This is a genomic window from Siminovitchia sediminis, assembly GCF_042680885.1.
GTDB classification, from domain to species: Bacteria; Bacillota; Bacilli; order Bacillales; family Bacillaceae_C; genus Siminovitchia; species Siminovitchia sediminis.
The window spans coordinates 203,622-219,671 of the sequence record NZ_JBHUEO010000005.1; the positions used below are offsets into that span (position 1 = coordinate 203,622).

Annotated in this window: 13 protein-coding genes; 12 read left to right on the forward strand and 1 reads right to left on the reverse strand. The window is 43.3% G+C overall.

All coding sequences use genetic code 11. The annotated features are described in order from the left end of the window. Positions 1 to 27: 27 nt before the first annotated feature. The gene (locus ACFSCZ_RS03550; RefSeq protein ID WP_380772368.1) at positions 28 to 1,737 is read right to left on the reverse strand and encodes an Rqc2 family fibronectin-binding protein; all 1,710 of its coding nucleotides are present in this window, start codon (positions 1,735 to 1,737) and stop codon (positions 28 to 30) included. A 239-nt stretch (positions 1,738 to 1,976) separates the two neighbouring features. Between ACFSCZ_RS03550 and ACFSCZ_RS03555 the strand changes: the two genes are divergently transcribed. From ACFSCZ_RS03555 to pknB, 12 genes are all read left to right on the forward strand, one after another. Then, a complete protein-coding gene (locus tag ACFSCZ_RS03555) occupies positions 1,977 to 4,664 on the forward strand; it encodes a cation-translocating P-type ATPase (protein ID WP_380772369.1) in 2,688 nt (895 codons plus the stop codon). An 83-nt stretch (positions 4,665 to 4,747) separates the two neighbouring features. Continuing rightward, positions 4,748 to 5,623, forward strand: a complete 876-nt coding sequence (locus tag ACFSCZ_RS03560; protein WP_380772370.1) for a YicC/YloC family endoribonuclease — start codon at positions 4,748 to 4,750, stop codon at positions 5,621 to 5,623. Between the two features lie 46 nt (positions 5,624 to 5,669). Then, positions 5,670 to 5,927 (forward strand): extracellular matrix/biofilm regulator RemA, encoded by a 258-nt coding sequence (gene remA, locus ACFSCZ_RS03565; RefSeq protein WP_380772371.1) that lies wholly within the window; start codon positions 5,670 to 5,672, stop codon positions 5,925 to 5,927. Between the two features lie 9 nt (positions 5,928 to 5,936). After that, positions 5,937 to 6,551 (forward strand): guanylate kinase, encoded by a 615-nt coding sequence (gene gmk / locus ACFSCZ_RS03570; protein WP_380772372.1) that lies wholly within the window; start codon positions 5,937 to 5,939, stop codon positions 6,549 to 6,551. Continuing rightward, positions 6,552 to 6,788, forward strand: a complete 237-nt coding sequence (gene rpoZ / locus ACFSCZ_RS03575; protein ID WP_380772373.1) for a DNA-directed RNA polymerase subunit omega — start codon at positions 6,552 to 6,554, stop codon at positions 6,786 to 6,788. It begins immediately after the preceding gene. Positions 6,789 to 6,907: 119 nt separating this feature from the next. After that, positions 6,908 to 8,113 carry a bifunctional phosphopantothenoylcysteine decarboxylase/phosphopantothenate--cysteine ligase CoaBC gene (coaBC, locus tag ACFSCZ_RS03580; RefSeq protein ID WP_380772374.1) on the forward strand — a complete coding sequence of 402 codons (1,206 nt, stop codon included), beginning with the start codon at positions 6,908 to 6,910 and terminating at the stop codon, positions 8,111 to 8,113. After that, positions 8,110 to 10,512 carry a primosomal protein N' gene (priA, locus tag ACFSCZ_RS03585; protein ID WP_380772375.1) on the forward strand — a complete coding sequence of 801 codons (2,403 nt, stop codon included), beginning with the start codon at positions 8,110 to 8,112 and terminating at the stop codon, positions 10,510 to 10,512. Before coaBC ends, priA begins: the two co-directional genes overlap by 4 nt. Positions 10,513 to 10,535: 23 nt before the next feature. Beyond that, entirely contained in the window at positions 10,536 to 11,009 is a 474-nt protein-coding gene (gene def, locus ACFSCZ_RS03590; protein ID WP_380772376.1) for a peptide deformylase, read from the forward strand. Between the two features lie 6 nt (positions 11,010 to 11,015). After that, on the forward strand, positions 11,016 to 11,963 hold the full coding sequence (gene fmt, locus ACFSCZ_RS03595) for a methionyl-tRNA formyltransferase (protein WP_380772491.1): 948 nt from the start codon (positions 11,016 to 11,018) through the stop codon (positions 11,961 to 11,963). After that, positions 11,956 to 13,287 (forward strand): 16S rRNA (cytosine(967)-C(5))-methyltransferase RsmB, encoded by a 1,332-nt coding sequence (rsmB, locus tag ACFSCZ_RS03600; RefSeq protein ID WP_380772377.1) that lies wholly within the window; start codon positions 11,956 to 11,958, stop codon positions 13,285 to 13,287. Before fmt ends, rsmB begins: the two co-directional genes overlap by 8 nt. Positions 13,288 to 13,341: 54 nt before the next feature. Continuing rightward, positions 13,342 to 14,103: a Stp1/IreP family PP2C-type Ser/Thr phosphatase gene (locus tag ACFSCZ_RS03605; protein WP_380772378.1), complete on the forward strand. Its 762-nt coding sequence runs from the start codon at positions 13,342 to 13,344 to the stop codon at positions 14,101 to 14,103. Then, a complete protein-coding gene (gene pknB, locus ACFSCZ_RS03610) occupies positions 14,097 to 16,043 on the forward strand; it encodes a Stk1 family PASTA domain-containing Ser/Thr kinase (protein WP_380772379.1) in 1,947 nt (648 codons plus the stop codon). Before ACFSCZ_RS03605 ends, pknB begins: the two co-directional genes overlap by 7 nt. The last annotated feature ends 7 nt before the right edge of the window (positions 16,044 to 16,050 follow it).

A 16,050-nucleotide genomic window follows, 5' to 3' on the forward strand; every position in this document is an offset into this window, starting at 1 on the left:
CCTCCGGACAAAATGTGTATTAAACAGCTATTTCACTTTCATGGACCTGACCTTTTCTCCATCAGGAGTGACATAGACTGTTTGCTGATGATCGTAAATGACAAATCCCGGCTTGGCTCCATTTGGTTTTTTGACATGACGGATTTTCGTGTAGTCCACAGGTACAGAAGATGAGTCTCTTGCTTTGCTGAAGTATGCGGCGAGCATCGCCGCCTCCAGAATCGTTTCTTCCGATGGATCCGTATCCCTGATCACAACATGTGAACCAGGTATATCTTTTGTATGGAGCCACACTTCATCCCGGCGAGCCAACTTATTGGTCAAATACTCGTTTTGGGTATTGTTTTTTCCTACAAGGAGTTCTGTTTTGTCGCTCGCTTCGTATTTTTCTATAGCCGGTTTGGTCAATTGTTTTTTTCTTGTACGGCTTGGCCGGCGTTTGATATATCCCCCTTCAGATAACTCCTCTCTGATTTCTTCAATATCTTCCACAGAAGCAGCAGACAACTGCTGCAGGAGGCTCTCAAAATATTGCGCTTCTTCTTTCGCTTTTCTAATCTGATCCTGAACGACTTGAACGGAATTTTTTGCTTTCTGATATTTAGAGAAGTAATGCTGTGCATTCTCAGACGGCTCTTTTTGCGGATCCAACGGTATGTCGATCGTTTTTCCATCAGGGTCGTAATAGTTTACAACCGACAACCTTTTCATTCCTTTTTTGGCAAGATGCATGTTAGCCGTTAAGAGCTCACCGAGCAGCTGATATTCTTCAGCCTTCTCGGCTTTCTTCAATGTATCTTCGAGTTTGACAATTTTCTTTTCATTTTTTTCCTTTTCGTTTTTCATCAATTTCTCCAGATCCATGGCCTGCTGCTTCACCCGATCTCTTTCGGCTTTCCCGAAATAGAAGCTGTCCAGCATATCGCTGAGTGTTTGGAAGGTTGTAACTTCACCTTTCATGTGATCGAGCGGCAACAGATAAAAAGCGGTTTTGCCGGATGAGGCAGTAATGGCTTCCTGGTATTGATGATTTTTTAAACGCTGCATCATGTTGATGAAAACAGGAGGAAGTGTGTTCCTGTTTGCCAAGCCGCAATGAAACAGAATCTCCTTTGCAAACAGCGGTGAAATACCGGCAAAATGCTGGACAATTTGCTTATCCATCTTTCCCACATTAAAGTCTATGTTTCGTAAAATATCATTTGTATCTGCATCCAAGGGATTTACTTTATTTTGAGCGGGTGGGTACACATATACGCTTCCTGGTAAAACGGTCCGGTAACTATTGACAGAAGCAGGGATATGTTTAATGCTGTCTATAATTTTCTCTGTCTTTTGATCTGCCAGGATGATATTGCTGTGTCTGCCCATAATCTCTACGATGAGCAGTTTAATAGACTCATCGCCAAGCTCGTCTCTGCCCTTTAGCTGAAAAATGATCATTCGATCCAGTCCAGGCTGGTAAATATCTTGAATGATGGCGCGGTCCGCGTGTTTCCTCAACATCATGCAAAACATCGGGGGCTCTTCGGGGCTTGAGTAGGTCTCTTGAGTTAATTGAACTCTGGAGTAGCTGGGATGCGCAGACAGCAGCAATTTATGATTTTTTCCATTGGCACGGATCGTCATGAGTATCTCATTTTTAAACGGTTGTTGAATTTTGTTGATTCTGCCATTCAGTAGCTGATCTTTCAGCTCTTTCGTCATAGCCCTGGTAAATAATCCGTCAAATGCCATGATTGAAACATCCTTTTCTATATATTGACTTCATTCGGCTTTATGAACACTTATGTGCAGTCACCGGAATAATAATGGATTTAAACCTGTGATACGGCGGCATTAGTCCGGTGCTTGTCTCCGCCTGTTAATCAGTCCATTCACATTTCTATAAAATTATATCATGAACAGCCTTCATCATGAATAAGCTTGCAATGATAAGGACAACGTTTGCTTGTCTTATACAGGAGGCGGGTGTAATGAACTACCATCAGATGAATGAAGATGAGCTGGCTAAATCACTCCATACAAATAAAGTGACAGGACTATCGAATAAACTGGCAGATGAAAGAAGAAAAAAGGTTGGCCGAAATGAACTGTCGGAAGGAGAAAAACAATCTGCCATCCTCCTTTTTTTCAGCCAATTCAAAGACTTTATGGTAATTGTCTTATTGGCGGCAACACTTATATCCGGTCTCCTGGGAGAATATGTCGACGCCGTTGCTATTATGGTGATCGTGTTGCTGAACGGCATGTTAGGGTTCATTCAAGAGAGAAAAGCCGAGAAGTCACTGCAAGCTTTGAAAAATCTGTCTGCTCCTCAGGTGACGGTGCTAAGGGATGGACAATGGTCCAAAATTGATTCCAAGGATATTGTCCCGGGAGATATTTTAAGGTTTGCCAGCGGAGACAGAATTGGTGCGGACCTTCGGATCATTACTGCCAACAACTTAGAGATAGAAGAGTCCGCTCTCACAGGGGAATCCATTCCATCGGTTAAACATTCAGACCCTATATTGGACGAGAACCCCTCTCTTGGTGATTTGAATAATATGGCATTTATGGGGACAATGGTGACTCGCGGCAATGGTGTAGGGATTGTTACCGGAACCGGTATGAATACAGCAATGGGCAATATTGCCGGAATGATCGAATCGGCCCAGGCAGTGATGACTCCCCTTCAAAGACGATTGGATCAGCTGGGAAAAATTTTAATAACTGTTGCGCTGTTCCTCACCATTATTGTTGTATTGGTGGGCGTTATTCATGGGCATGATGTATATACGATGTTTTTGGCCGGTGTATCCCTTGCCGTCGCAGCCATCCCGGAAGGCCTTCCGGCTATCGTAACCATTGCACTTTCGCTGGGCGTCCAAAGAATGATCCGAAAAAAAGCGATTGTCAGGAAACTTCCTGCGGTTGAAACCCTGGGCTGTGCTTCTGTCATTTGTTCGGACAAGACCGGGACGATGACCCAGAATAAAATGACAGTGACCCATGTATGGAGCGGAGGAAAAACATGGACAGTTTCAGGGACAGGATATGAGGCGACAGGTGATTATTTTGATCAGGATAAGAAAGTGGATGTTGAACGGGAAAAAGCCCTCCAGCAACTTCTTACGTTTGGCGTGCTCTGCAACAATGCCGAAATTAAACTGGAACACAACAAACTTTCTGTTGACGGTGATCCTACAGAAGTAGCATTGATGATTGCGGGGGCAAAAGCGGGCCTCGATAAAAAAACCCTCCTTGGCCAATTTACGCTGGAAAAAGAATATCCCTTTGATTCTGCCCGAAAGATGATGAGTGTCGTAGTTAAAAATTCATATGGGGATCGTTTTCTAATAACGAAAGGAGCACCGGATGTCCTTACGCTGAAAAGTGAGGCGATTCTTTGGGACGGAAAACGGAAAGCATTCAGCCCCCGGCAGATCGATGAAGTAAATAAAGCCATCAATCAATTGGCATCTATGGCGCTCCGAACAATAGCAATCGCATACAAACCACTGAAAGAAGGCGTATTGCCCGAGAGAGCAGATGATGTAGAACAACAGTTAACCTTGATCGGCTTGCAGGGCATGATTGATCCTCCTCGTCCTGAAGTACAAGCTGCTGTATCAGAGTGTAAAGCAGCAGGCATCAAGACGGTCATGATTACCGGGGACCATGTAGAAACAGCCTGTGCAATAGCGGAGCAGCTCGGAATTTTGTCTAGCGGTCCCAAAGAAACAAAGGTATTGGACGGGCGCAAGTTGAATGAGCTTTCTGTGGAAGATTTGGAGAAAGTGGTAGAAGACATTTCGGTTTTTGCAAGAGTATCGCCGGAACACAAACTTAAAATTGTCAACGCGTTGCAAAATAAAGGGCATATCGTGGCCATGACAGGCGACGGAGTAAACGATGCCCCTGCCATTAAGGCAGCAGACATCGGAATTGCCATGGGCATTACTGGGACAGATGTAGCAAAGGAAGCTTCTTCTCTCATTCTTCTGGATGATAATTTCGCCACAATTAAAGCGGCCATTAAAGAAGGAAGAAACATTTATGAAAATATCCGGAAATTCATCAGGTATTTGCTCGCCTCCAACGTGGGTGAAATTTTGGTCATGCTGTTTGCCATGCTGTTATCCTTGCCGCTGCCTTTGGTGCCCATCCAAATCTTATGGGTCAATTTAGTTACAGACGGCTTGCCTGCCATGGCCCTGGGGCTGGACCAACCGGAAGAAAATGTGATGAGAAGACATCCTCGGCACCCAAAAGAAGGGGTCTTTGCCCGGGGACTCGGCTGGAAAATCTTATCCAGGGGATTTTTGATCGGCCTTGTCACCTTGGCAGCTTTTATTATCATTTATCAGAGGGATCCGAATAATTTGCCCTATGCGCAAACAACAGCATTTGCCACACTGGTTATGGCCCAGCTTATTCATGTATTTGACTGCAGGAGTGAAATATCCATATTTTCCAGAAATCCTTTTGGGAATAAATATTTGGTCTGGGCAGTCATTTCTTCTGCGCTTTTAATGGTTGCAGTGATTTATATTCCAATCTTCCAGCCGATTTTCCATACAGTAGCCATTGAATGGATCGACTGGATGTTAATACTTGGTCTAAGCGCAATGCCTACGTTTTTGCTTGCCGGAACATTTTTTTCAAGAAAAAGAAAGTAGTGTGTGCTATAATAAATCAGGTAATAGAGTAATTCTATTACCTTTTTTCATGATGTTTACCGGTAAAAAAAGAGGTGATTCTGATGGTGATGAGTATGACTGGTTTTGGACGGGCTGTAAAACAGACCTCCGGCTGTATCATTCAAGTTGAAATCAAAACAGTGAACCATCGCTATCGTGAATATCACTTGAAAATTCCCCAGCAGCTTTCAAATACCGAAATGGCCCTGCGAAACCGTCTCGGCAAGTATTTTAACAGGGGCAGGGTTGAAGTGTCCGTAAAAATGACAGGCCAATTGCCGGCAAGAAAAGAATTGCATATTGACTGGGATTTATTGGACAGTTATGATCATTTTATACAGGAAATAAAGAAGAAATATTCAGTGCCGGGTGATGCTGTAATATCTGATTATCTTCGTATACAAGATGCTGTAGAAGTTGTAGAATCAGGTGATAGGGCTGAGGAGCTATCAACCGTGCTGATCAGCGCTGCAGATGAGGCAGCAGAGCAGGTCTTAAGAATGAGACACGCTGAAGGTATCGCATTATCCAATGAGATACACTCATACATAGATGAATTAGAAGAACGTGTATTGAAAGTAAAAGAGCAGGCTCCTGCTGTATTAAAAAAGTATACGGATAGACTGAAAAATAAATTATCTGAACTCATGCAGGATCATATAGATGAATCCAGGCTTCTTGCGGAAGCTGCCATCTTTGCCGATAAAGCGGATATTAGTGAGGAGGCAGCGAGGTTACACAGCCATATCGCCCAATTCAGGGAGGCGCTGCACGCAAGTGGTCCAACAGGCAGGAAAATGGATTTTATCATACAAGAAATGAATCGCGAAGTAAATACCATCGGCTCAAAAGGAAACGATTCATTCATTGCCAATTTGGCAGTTGACATGAAAGTATTGTTGGAAAAATTACGGGAACAGGTTCAAAATATTGAATAAAAAATTGAAATAAGGCTCAGCAGCCGAACGTGACTGGAGGAGCAGCATGCCGATACAGCTCTTAAATATAGGTTTTGGAAATATTGTTTCTGCTAATAGGATTATATCCATTGTAAGTCCTGAATCGGCCCCGATTAAAAGAATGATTCAGGATGCCAGGGAACGGGACGTATTGATTGATGCTACATATGGAAGAAGGACAAGGGCGGTCATCATTATGGACAGTGATCATGTGATTCTTTCAGCGGTGCAGCCCGAAACGGTTGCCCAGCGTTTGATGTCCAATGGCCAGGATGAAGGGTAGGTTGTATGTATGAAGGATAAAGGAATACTGATTGTACTTTCCGGGCCGTCCGGTGTCGGAAAAGGAACGGTAAGAAAAGCCGTCTTTTCACGTCCGGATGCCAAATTCGAATATTCAATCTCCATGACAACCAGAAAACCCCGTGAAGGGGAAGTGGATGGGGTTGATTACTTTTTTAAAACGAGGGAAGAATTTGAAGACCTGATTAAAAAAGGAAAGTTGCTTGAGTATGCCGAATACGTCGGTAATTATTATGGGACTCCTGTGGATTATGTAAAAGAAACGCTTGAATCCGGGAAAGATGTTTTTCTGGAAATTGAAGTGCAAGGGGCCAAGCAAGTAAGGGAAAAATTTCCCGAAGGCCTGTTTATTTTTCTGATGCCCCCCAGTCTGGAAGAATTAAAAAATAGAATTACGGGCAGGGGTACAGAGTCTGTAGAGCTGATTCATGACCGGATGGAAGCAGCCAGGAAAGAAATTGAATTGACAAGTATGTATGATTACATTGTTGTAAATGATGATGTAGAGCGAGCGGTCGATAAAATTTATGCGATTGTCCAAGCAGAGCATTGCCGCAGTGAGCGTGTAATAGATCAATACATTAAAATGCTGGAGGTGGAGTAAATGCTGTATCCTTCTATTGATCGGCTAATGGACGTCATTGATTCAAAATATTCACTGGTCACCATTGCAGCCAGGAGGGCACGCCAGCTTCAGGATGATAACAATCCTCAGCTGGAATCTTATCACTCTCAGAAATACGTCGGTAAGGCATTGGAAGAAATCCATGCAGGTGTTTTGACGATCAGTGAATCTGAAGATGATGAACCGGATAAGAACGATGAAAGAGAATCGGCATAATAACCTTACCTTCAACCTGCCTGTAATGGCAGGTTGTTTTTTCTTTTATAATGAAGAAATATGATTCATAATAGGAAGAACAGAAATCGAACCAGTAGGAAAAAAGGGGATATTTTGCTGTGGAAAAGAAAAAAGTTTTGCTGTGTGTAACAGGCGGCATAGCCGTATATAAAGCTGCAGACCTAACAAGTAAGCTTGTTCAATCAGGTTATCAGGTAAAGGTCATCATGAGTGAATCGGCCACAAGGTTTATCACTCCGCTTACTTTTCAAGCTTTGTCACGCAATGAAGTGTATACAGATACTTTCATTGAAAATAACCCGGAAGTAATAGCCCATATCGAACTTGCAGACTGGGCGGATCTTATTTTGGTTGCACCGGCTACGGCAAATATTATTGGCAAGCTTGCACATGGGATTGCTGATGACATGATCACAACTACCTTGCTGGCTGCTGCCGCTCCAGTATGGATTGCACCGGCAATGAATGTTCATATGTATGACCATCCCATCGTGAAAAGTAATATTGAAGCCTTGCATCAAACGGGGTATAGTTTCATCGAGCCGAATGAAGGATACCTGGCTTGCGGATATGTTGGAAAAGGCAGACTGGAAGAACCTGAAAAGATTTTGGAACACATACAACAACATTTTTCAGTCAAGCCGTTATTTAAAGGAAAAACATTTGTCATTACTGCGGGACCCACGAAAGAAAAAATAGACCCTGTCCGTTATTTTACGAACCGTTCAAGTGGAAAAATGGGCTATGCTCTAGCTGAGCAGGCTGCACAAATGGGTGCAGAGGTCATATTAGTTTCCGGCACAGATTCACTTCCTCCACCAAAGGGTGTTCAAATCGTCCCTGTTGAAAGTGCAGAGGATATGTTCCATTCTGTGATGAAGTATGCCTCTTCGGCCGATGTTATTATCAAAAGTGCGGCCGTAGCAGATTACAGGCCCAAGCAAACGTTTGATTCAAAAATGAAAAAGCAGCCAGGGAATTTAATCATTGAAATGGAACGAACAAAAGATATTCTATTTGAGTTGGGCCAAATAAAAAAACATCAATTTCTTGTTGGTTTTGCGGCTGAAACAAATGATATGGAGACTTATGCCAAAGATAAACTAGTAAGGAAAAATGCAGATATGATCGTCGGAAACAATGTTTCCGAAAAAGGTGCAGGTTTTGCAGGTGATACAAACATTGTCACGATTTTTCATAAGGACTTTTCCACTGTGTCACTGCCGCTTATGAGCAAACAGGAAACCGCCAAAAGAATCTTATTGGAGATATCAAAAAAATGGGGGGATGATCACCACTCATGACCATTGCGCAGGTAATTGTTGATGTTCCTTCTGCAGGGACGGACAAGGTATTTGATTACGCCATTCCGGACAAGTGGGCAAACATCATCCGTCCCGGTTTGAGAGTCGCCGTGCCGTTTGGTCCCAGAGCTATCCAAGGATTTGTTGTGGGCTTAAAAAGCCGGACGGACATTAAAAATCTCAAAAGTATTAGACGGCCACTTGATTTGACACCTGTATTAAATGAAGAGCTTTTGCAGCTGGGACAGTGGATTGCAGAAGAGACACTTTCATATAAAATTTCTGCTTTTCACGCAATGCTCCCCGCTGCAATGAAAGCGAAGTATGACAAGATCATCCGGAGAACAGGAGAAGCTCAACTATTACTGGATGAATTATTTGAAGGAAAACAGGAAATAACCTGGAAAGAAGCGGAAAAACGTAATCTCTTGCCTGCCCTCCATAAAGAAATTGAAAACGGCAACGCTGAAGTCATCTACCGTGTGAAAAACAGGGCAAGAAAAAAATTGATAAGAACAGTTCAAGTCAATGCAGAACAGGAGAAATTAGAAGATCTTCTCGAAACTCTCCCTTCACACGCCGTAAATCAGAAACGGTTGGTTCAATATATAATGCAACACCCATTTGAGACTATGGATGCATCTCAGTTGGCCAAAAGTGCCAGCGTACCTCAAGAAACAATAAAGGCATTAATTAAAAAAGGGATATTTAAAGAACACATGCTGGAAACCTACAGAGATCCTTACGAACACCGAAGCTTTGAAAGGACAGCTCCTTTGCCGTTGACCGCCGATCAGCAGACAGCAATAGAGCCGATCATGCAGTCAATTTCCCATCATCGTCATGAAACATTTTTGCTCCACGGGGTAACCGGGAGCGGTAAAACAGAAATCTATTTGCAGGCTATTCAGGAAGTGTTGAAAAAGGGAAGAGAAGCGGTGGTTTTAGTCCCCGAAATTGCCTTAACTCCTCAAATGGTTGAACGATTTAAAGGCAGGTTTGGAAGTGATGTGGCAGTTTTGCATAGCCGGCTTTCCATAGGAGAACAGTATGATGAGTGGAGAAAGATTCAGAGAAAGGAAGTTAAAGTGGTTGTCGGGGCTCGTTCGGCTGTATTTGCCCCGTTTGAAAACCTTGGAATTATTATTATTGATGAAGAACATGAAACGAGTTATAAGCAGGAAGAGGCACCGCGCTATCATGCACGCAATGTGGCGATAAAGAGGGGAGAATATCATCACTGTCCAGTTATTCTTGGCAGTGCGACACCTTCGCTCGAATCTTTTGCCAGGGCTCAAAAAAGTGTGTATCACTTGCTTTCATTGCCTAAACGAATGAATAACAGGGGGCTCCCATCAGTGTCAATTATTGATATGAGAGAGGAAATGAGGAATGGAAACCGGTCCATGTTTTCGATTGAGTTATTTGAAAAAATGAAGGACCGTATTGAAAAAGGCGAACAAGCTGTACTGTTTTTAAACAGACGGGGACATTCCACGTTTATCATGTGCAGAGACTGCGGCTATGTTATGCAGTGCCCGCACTGTGATATTTCGATGACCTACCATCGTTCTTCGAACGAAATGAAGTGTCATTATTGCGGGTTTCAATCAGGTGTTCCAGCAGTTTGCCCCGAATGTGACAGCTCCCATATCAGGTATTTTGGAATGGGAACCCAAAAGGTTGAAGAAGAACTGGCCAAACTGCTCCCCGAAGCCAGGGTGATTAGGATGGATGTAGATACAACGACTAGAAAAGGCTCACATGAACGTCTGCTGGATCAATTCCAATCGGGCAAGGCGGATATTTTACTCGGAACACAAATGATTGCAAAAGGGCTGGACTTTCCAAATATCACACTTGTCGGAGTGCTGAGTGCTGACACGATGCTCCATTTGCCTGATTTCCGGGCAGCAGAAAAAACATTTCAGCTGCTGACTCAGGTGAGTGGAAGGGCAGGAAGGCATGAATTGTCAGGGGAAGTGGTGGTTCAAACGTATACACCCGGACATTACAGTATTCAACTGGCAGCCGCGCAAGATTATGGACGATTTTATGTGCAAGAAATGTCCATGAGAAAAGTCGGGTCTTATCCACCTTTTTATTATTTGGCGCTGATTACAGTTACACATGAAGACTTAATGAAGGCAGTGTCTGTTACAGAAAAGATTTCTGCTTTTCTGCAGTCGAACATCTCAGACCAGGCTATTTTACTTGGCCCCGTCGCTTCATCCATTCCTAAGATCAATGATAGATATCGTTACCAATGTCTGATAAAATACAAGCGTGAACCTAACCTGTTTCCGGCATTAAGAAAAGTGTTGGAGCACTATAACACGCAATCCTCCCGTGAAGGATTTTCGGTCACCATTGATATAGAACCAAATAATATGATGTAGCGTACGGGAAAGAAGGGGAAGCTTTGGCTATACATCCGATTGTTCATTATCCAAACAAGATATTGAACATCAAGTGTGAACGTGTATCGAATTTTGATGTGGAACTTCACCGGCTCTTGGATGACATGTATGAAACGATGATTGCAGAAGATGGTGTGGGTCTGGCAGCTCCGCAAATCGGATGCTGCCGCCAAATTGCCATCGTTGATATAGGTGAAGAAAAAAAAGAACTCATCGAAATGGTGAACCCTGAACTGATTATGAAAAAAGGGTATCAAGTGGACATTGAAGGCTGTTTAAGTATTCCGGGGGTCTATGGAAAGGTAACGAGATCAAGTGTGATCGGAATAAGAGCATTTGACCGATACGGGAATGAATTCAGCCTGACCGCCGAAGGTTATTTGGCACGGGCGATCCAGCATGAAATAGACCATCTGCACGGAATTCTTTTTATCTCAAAAGTAACGGAATATGTAGATGAGTCGGAATTGGAGTGAGAGACCATTACTAAAGTGATTTTTATGGGTACCCCGGACTTTTCTGTACCTATTTTAAAAACAATCGTAAATGATGGATATGATGTAGCGGCTGTAGTTACACAGCCTGATAGGCCGGCAGGAAGAAAAAAAGTGCTGACTCCTCCACCTGTGAAAGTAACTGCCGAAGCGCTTGGCCTTCCTGTCATTCAGCCTGAGAAAATACGTGATGAAGCTGAAAAGATATTGGAGCTGGCCCCGGACTTGATTGTTACAGCAGCCTACGGGCAAATTCTCCCCAAAGAGATTCTGAATGTCCCCAGGCTTGGATGTATCAATGTCCATGCCTCCCTGCTGCCTGAACTAAGGGGAGGGGCACCGATTCATTATGCTATTTTGCAAGGCAAGAAGAAAACAGGCGTAACGATCATGTATATGGTGAAAAGATTAGATGCGGGAGATATGATCAGTCAAGTGGAAGTTCCAATAGATGATGACGATGATGTCGGAACCCTTCATGATAAACTTAGTGAGGCCGGGGCAGCGCTTCTTTCCAAAACAATTCCTAAGCTCCTATCCGGAGAAGCAAGGCGGATCCCGCAAAATGACAATTTAGCAACATTTGCCCCCAATATCACACGTGAGCAGGAAAAAGTGGACTGGAGCCGTCCCGGGGAGGATATTTATAACCAAATCCGCGGACTGCGTCCATGGCCGGTTGCCTACTCGATCATGCAACAGGATGTATTAAAAATATGGAGAGCGGAAAAAAAGCAGCTGGGTTTTACAGACGAACCGGGGACAGTCATTCAAGTTGAAGAAGATGGTATTATCGTCTCAACGGGAAATGAAACTTCCATTAAAATAACCGAATTACAGCCGGCAGGTAAAAAACGGATGTCCGCTTCGCAGTTTTTGAGAGGTGCCGGTTCATTCGTCAAAAAAGGGATGAAGTTAGGCGGCCAAGATGGATAATCAGATGAAAAATGTTAGAGAAGCTGCACTTGAGATTATAGAAGCGGTTGAAAAAAATCAATCATACAGCAATCTGTTATTAAATGATACGATAAAAAAATATCATATGACCGGGCCTGATGCAGCTTTATTAACCGAGCTTACTTACGGTACAATCCAAAGAAAGTTAACTCTTGACTATTACTTAAAGCCTTTTATAAAAAAGAAATTAGAGCAATGGGTTCGTCTTTTGTTAAGGCTATCCCTTTATCAAATGGTTTTTCTTGATAAAATTCCGGACCGTGCGGTCATACACCAATCAGTTGAGATTGCTAAAAAACGGGGCCATAAAGGCATAGCCGGTTTGGTAAATGGGGTGCTTCGATCGGTCCAAAGAGAAGGAGTTCCGTCTCTGGAGGAAATTAAAGACCCGATACACCGGTTGTCCATTGAAACCAGCCATCCTGAGTGGCTGATCAAACGCTGGGTCCATCAATATGGATACGAACAGACCCGCCGGATGTGTAAAGAAAATCTCTTGGCCCCTGTACAAACCGCCCGTGTAAATGAGACAATTACGAACCGCAGGGAGGTTATTGAAAAGCTTCAGTCAGAAGGGGTCACTGCCGTACCAAGCCCGGTGATTCCCATCTCCATTCGGGCTGTCAAAGGCAATCTTGCCCATACGGAAGCATTCAGAAAAGGATTATTTACCATACAGGACGAGAGCTCTATGATAGTGGCTTTTGCTCTGGAAATCGAACCGGGTATGCGTGTCTTGGATGCTTGCGCAGCACCGGGAGGAAAGACAACCCACATTGCAGAAATACTCAATCACACAGGCTCTGTTACAGCCTTGGACCTGCATGCCCACAAAGTTAACCTGATGATGGACCAAGTCAAAAGGCTGCATTTAAACAATGTGGAAACACGGGTTTTGGACAGCCGGAAGGCGGGGGATGTTTTTGAACATGAATCGTTTGACAGGGTGTTGGTGGATGCCCCCTGCTCCGGTCTCGGTGTCTTAAGGAGAAAACCCGATATAAAATATTCCAAATCCGAAGAGGATATCTATTCTTTGAAGAGCGTTCAGAAAGACATTTTAGATACTGTCTCCCAACTGGTAAAACCGGGAGGGATCTTAGTTTTTAGCACGTGTACAGTTGACAAGGAAGAGAATGTTGAAACAGCAGCACAATTTTTATCGGACCACGCAGAGTTTACGGAAAACCCCTTGAACATTCCGGAAGGGCTGCCAATTAAAGCAGATCGTCATATATTGCAAGTTTTTCCCCAAGACTTTGGCGGAGACGGGTTTTTTATATCAGCATTTAGAAAAAAATAAATTTCCAATCAAAGGTTTAAAGTGTCTTGTATACAAAAGGGGTGAAATGGGATTATGCTCGCGGTATTTAAAACAGATAAGGGTAAAGTTAGGCCTCACAATGAAGATAATGGCGGGATTTTCCGCAGTCAGAGCGGAGAACTTTTAGCCGTTGTCGCCGATGGCATGGGCGGTCATAAAGCGGGCGAAGTGGCCAGCGGAATTGCGGTAGACGTCCTGCGTAAACAATGGGAAACAGTACAGCAATCCTTCACTCCTGCAGAAGCAGAGCAGTGGTTTCGTGAACATATTGATGTTGCCAATAAAAAAATATTTGAACACGCCAAAGAGAATACTCAGTTTGAAGGCATGGGGACTACAATTGTTGCTGCCATTTGTACAGATGGCTTCGCGACCATCGCCAATGTGGGGGACAGCCGTTGCTATGTAATGAATGAGGAAGGTTATGAACAGCTGACGGAGGACCATTCATTTGTAAATGAATTGGTGAAGACGGGCCAGATTACTCCTGAAGATGCAGCACATCATCCGAGAAAAAACATTGTACTTAAAGCAGCAGGTACACAAGAAGATATAGAAATTGATACAAAGACCATTGCATTTGAAGATGGGGATCGAATCCTTTTATGTTCAGATGGATTGTCTGATAAGGTCAGCAAAGCGGAAATGGAGGAAACTCTGAAAGCTTCTCTTACTCAAGAAGAGAAAGCTGATCGCCTGATCCATCTGGCAAATAAATATGGCGGTGACGATAATATTTCCATTGCTATTATAGAACAAGGGACCCGCGGTGAAAGCAGGTGCCATGAATGCTGATCGGGAAAAGAATTAGCGGGCGCTACAAAATTATCAGGATGATTGGCGGCGGCGGAATGGCCAATGTCTATTTGGCACATGACATGATTCTGGATCGTGACGTCGCAGTAAAAGTGCTAAGGCTGGATTTTGCAGATGAAGAGGAATTCATCCGCCGCTTTCAGCGTGAGGCACAATCCGCAACCAGCTTAAATCACCCCAATATTGTAAACATTTTTGATGTCGGGGAAGAAGACAATATCTATTATATCGTCATGGAATATGTCGATGGAATGACTCTGAAACAATACATACACAATCATTACCCAATCTCAGTCCAAAAAGTAATTGATATTGTCAGCCAGATTACCTCAGCTCTTGAGCATGCACATTATAACCATATTGTTCACCGGGATATTAAACCGCAAAATATTTTGATAGACCATGAAGGAAACGTAAAGATTACGGATTTTGGAATTGCCATGGCGTTGAGCGCCACCTCCATCACTCAAACAAATGCAGTGCTCGGATCCGTCCATTACCTGTCTCCTGAACAGGCGAGAGGAGGAATGGCTACCAAAAAATCGGATATTTATGCTTTAGGAATTGTCATGTTTGAACTGCTGACCGGAAGGCTGCCTTTTTCAGGTGAATCAGCGGTTTCCATCGCACTAAAGCACCTGCAGGCTGAGACACCGCGGCCGTCAAGGTGGAATCCCGATATCCCGCAGAGTGTTGAAAATATTGTGTTAAAAGCAACTGCCAAAGATCCATTCCACCGATATGACAGTATTGAAGAAATGGAAAAAGATCTGGAAACAGCTCTTGATCCGGAGAGAGCGGCAGAACCCAAATTTGTCATACCCGAAGACGATGAAGCAACGAAAGCTATTCCTGTCATCACGGATGAACATATCGAATCGATGGATGATGATACTGTGATCCATCCAATACCCAAAGAGCAGGAAAAACAGGAACCTGGGAAAAAGAAGAAGAAAAAGAGGAAGTGGCCGTGGGTAATCGGTTCTATTGCTGCAATTCTTTTCGTTACGACAGTACTCCTGTTTGTCATGCCTTCTTTAATGAGTGCAAAAGTTGTAGAAGTACCTGATGTAAGCGGGGAACTATATGAGGATGCTGTATTAAGTCTCGTAGAGGCTGGATTCGAGATCGGTGAAACTATAGAAACGCCCGATGAAGAAGTAAAAGAAGGGGAAGTGATAAAAACAAGTCCGAAAGCCGGCAGAGAAGTAAAAAAAGGAAGTACCATCAATGTTTATGTAAGCACAGGAAAGGAAAAGTTTGTATTATCGGATTATAGTGGGCGCCAATACGAGGAGATTAAAGAGCTGCTCAGTAAAGAAGGTTTTGAACGCATTGAGAAGGAGGAATTGCATGATTCTTCTGTACCAGGCACAATAATTGAGCAAGATCCGGTCCCCGGATCTGACGTCATCCCTTCTGAGACAAAGATCGTGTTTAAAGTCAGTTTAGGCGAAGAAAAAATTACTTTAAAAGATTTATCCGGTTATAATCAGAAGGGTTTGGAGAGCTATGAAGATTCGACAGGGCTGAAAATTGATTCTTCTGCTGAAGAGTATTCCGATGATGTTCCGGAGGGCGTGGTCATTAGTCAGGATCCTGCTCCAGGCTCAGTCCTTATGAAAGGTTCAACTGTCAAGGTGACTATATCCAAAGGACAAGAAGAGATTCCTCCTGAAAAAGTTAGAAAAGAAATCACGATTCCATATGAACCTAATGAAGAAGGAGAGCCACAAAACATCGTTATATTTATTGAAGATATGAATCACAGTATGACTGTTCCGGCAGAAACCTTTACAATTGATTCTACGATTAAGAAACAATTGGAATTTACGATAGAAAAAGGAAAAAAAGCAGGCTATAAAGTAGTGAGAGACAATACTGTCATTTTGGATGAAGAAGTACCATATCCAGATTAACCGAAAG

Excerpts from the sequence above, each read along its gene's own strand:
- ACFSCZ_RS03550 (WP_380772368.1), bottom strand. The coding sequence starts at position 1,737 with ATGGCATTTGACGGATTATTTACCAGGGCTATGACGAAAGAGCTGAAA.
- ACFSCZ_RS03555 (WP_380772369.1), top strand. The coding sequence starts at position 1,977 with ATGAACTACCATCAGATGAATGAAGATGAGCTGGCTAAATCACTCCAT.
- ACFSCZ_RS03560 (WP_380772370.1), top strand. The coding sequence starts at position 4,748 with ATGGTGATGAGTATGACTGGTTTTGGACGGGCTGTAAAACAGACCTCC.
- remA (WP_380772371.1), top strand. The coding sequence starts at position 5,670 with ATGCCGATACAGCTCTTAAATATAGGTTTTGGAAATATTGTTTCTGCT.
- gmk (WP_380772372.1), top strand. The coding sequence starts at position 5,937 with ATGAAGGATAAAGGAATACTGATTGTACTTTCCGGGCCGTCCGGTGTC.
- rpoZ (WP_380772373.1), top strand. The coding sequence starts at position 6,552 with ATGCTGTATCCTTCTATTGATCGGCTAATGGACGTCATTGATTCAAAA.
- priA (WP_380772375.1), top strand. The coding sequence starts at position 8,110 with ATGACCATTGCGCAGGTAATTGTTGATGTTCCTTCTGCAGGGACGGAC.
- rsmB (WP_380772377.1), top strand. The coding sequence starts at position 11,956 with ATGGATAATCAGATGAAAAATGTTAGAGAAGCTGCACTTGAGATTATA.
- ACFSCZ_RS03605 (WP_380772378.1), top strand. The coding sequence starts at position 13,342 with ATGCTCGCGGTATTTAAAACAGATAAGGGTAAAGTTAGGCCTCACAAT.
- pknB (WP_380772379.1), top strand. The coding sequence starts at position 14,097 with ATGCTGATCGGGAAAAGAATTAGCGGGCGCTACAAAATTATCAGGATG.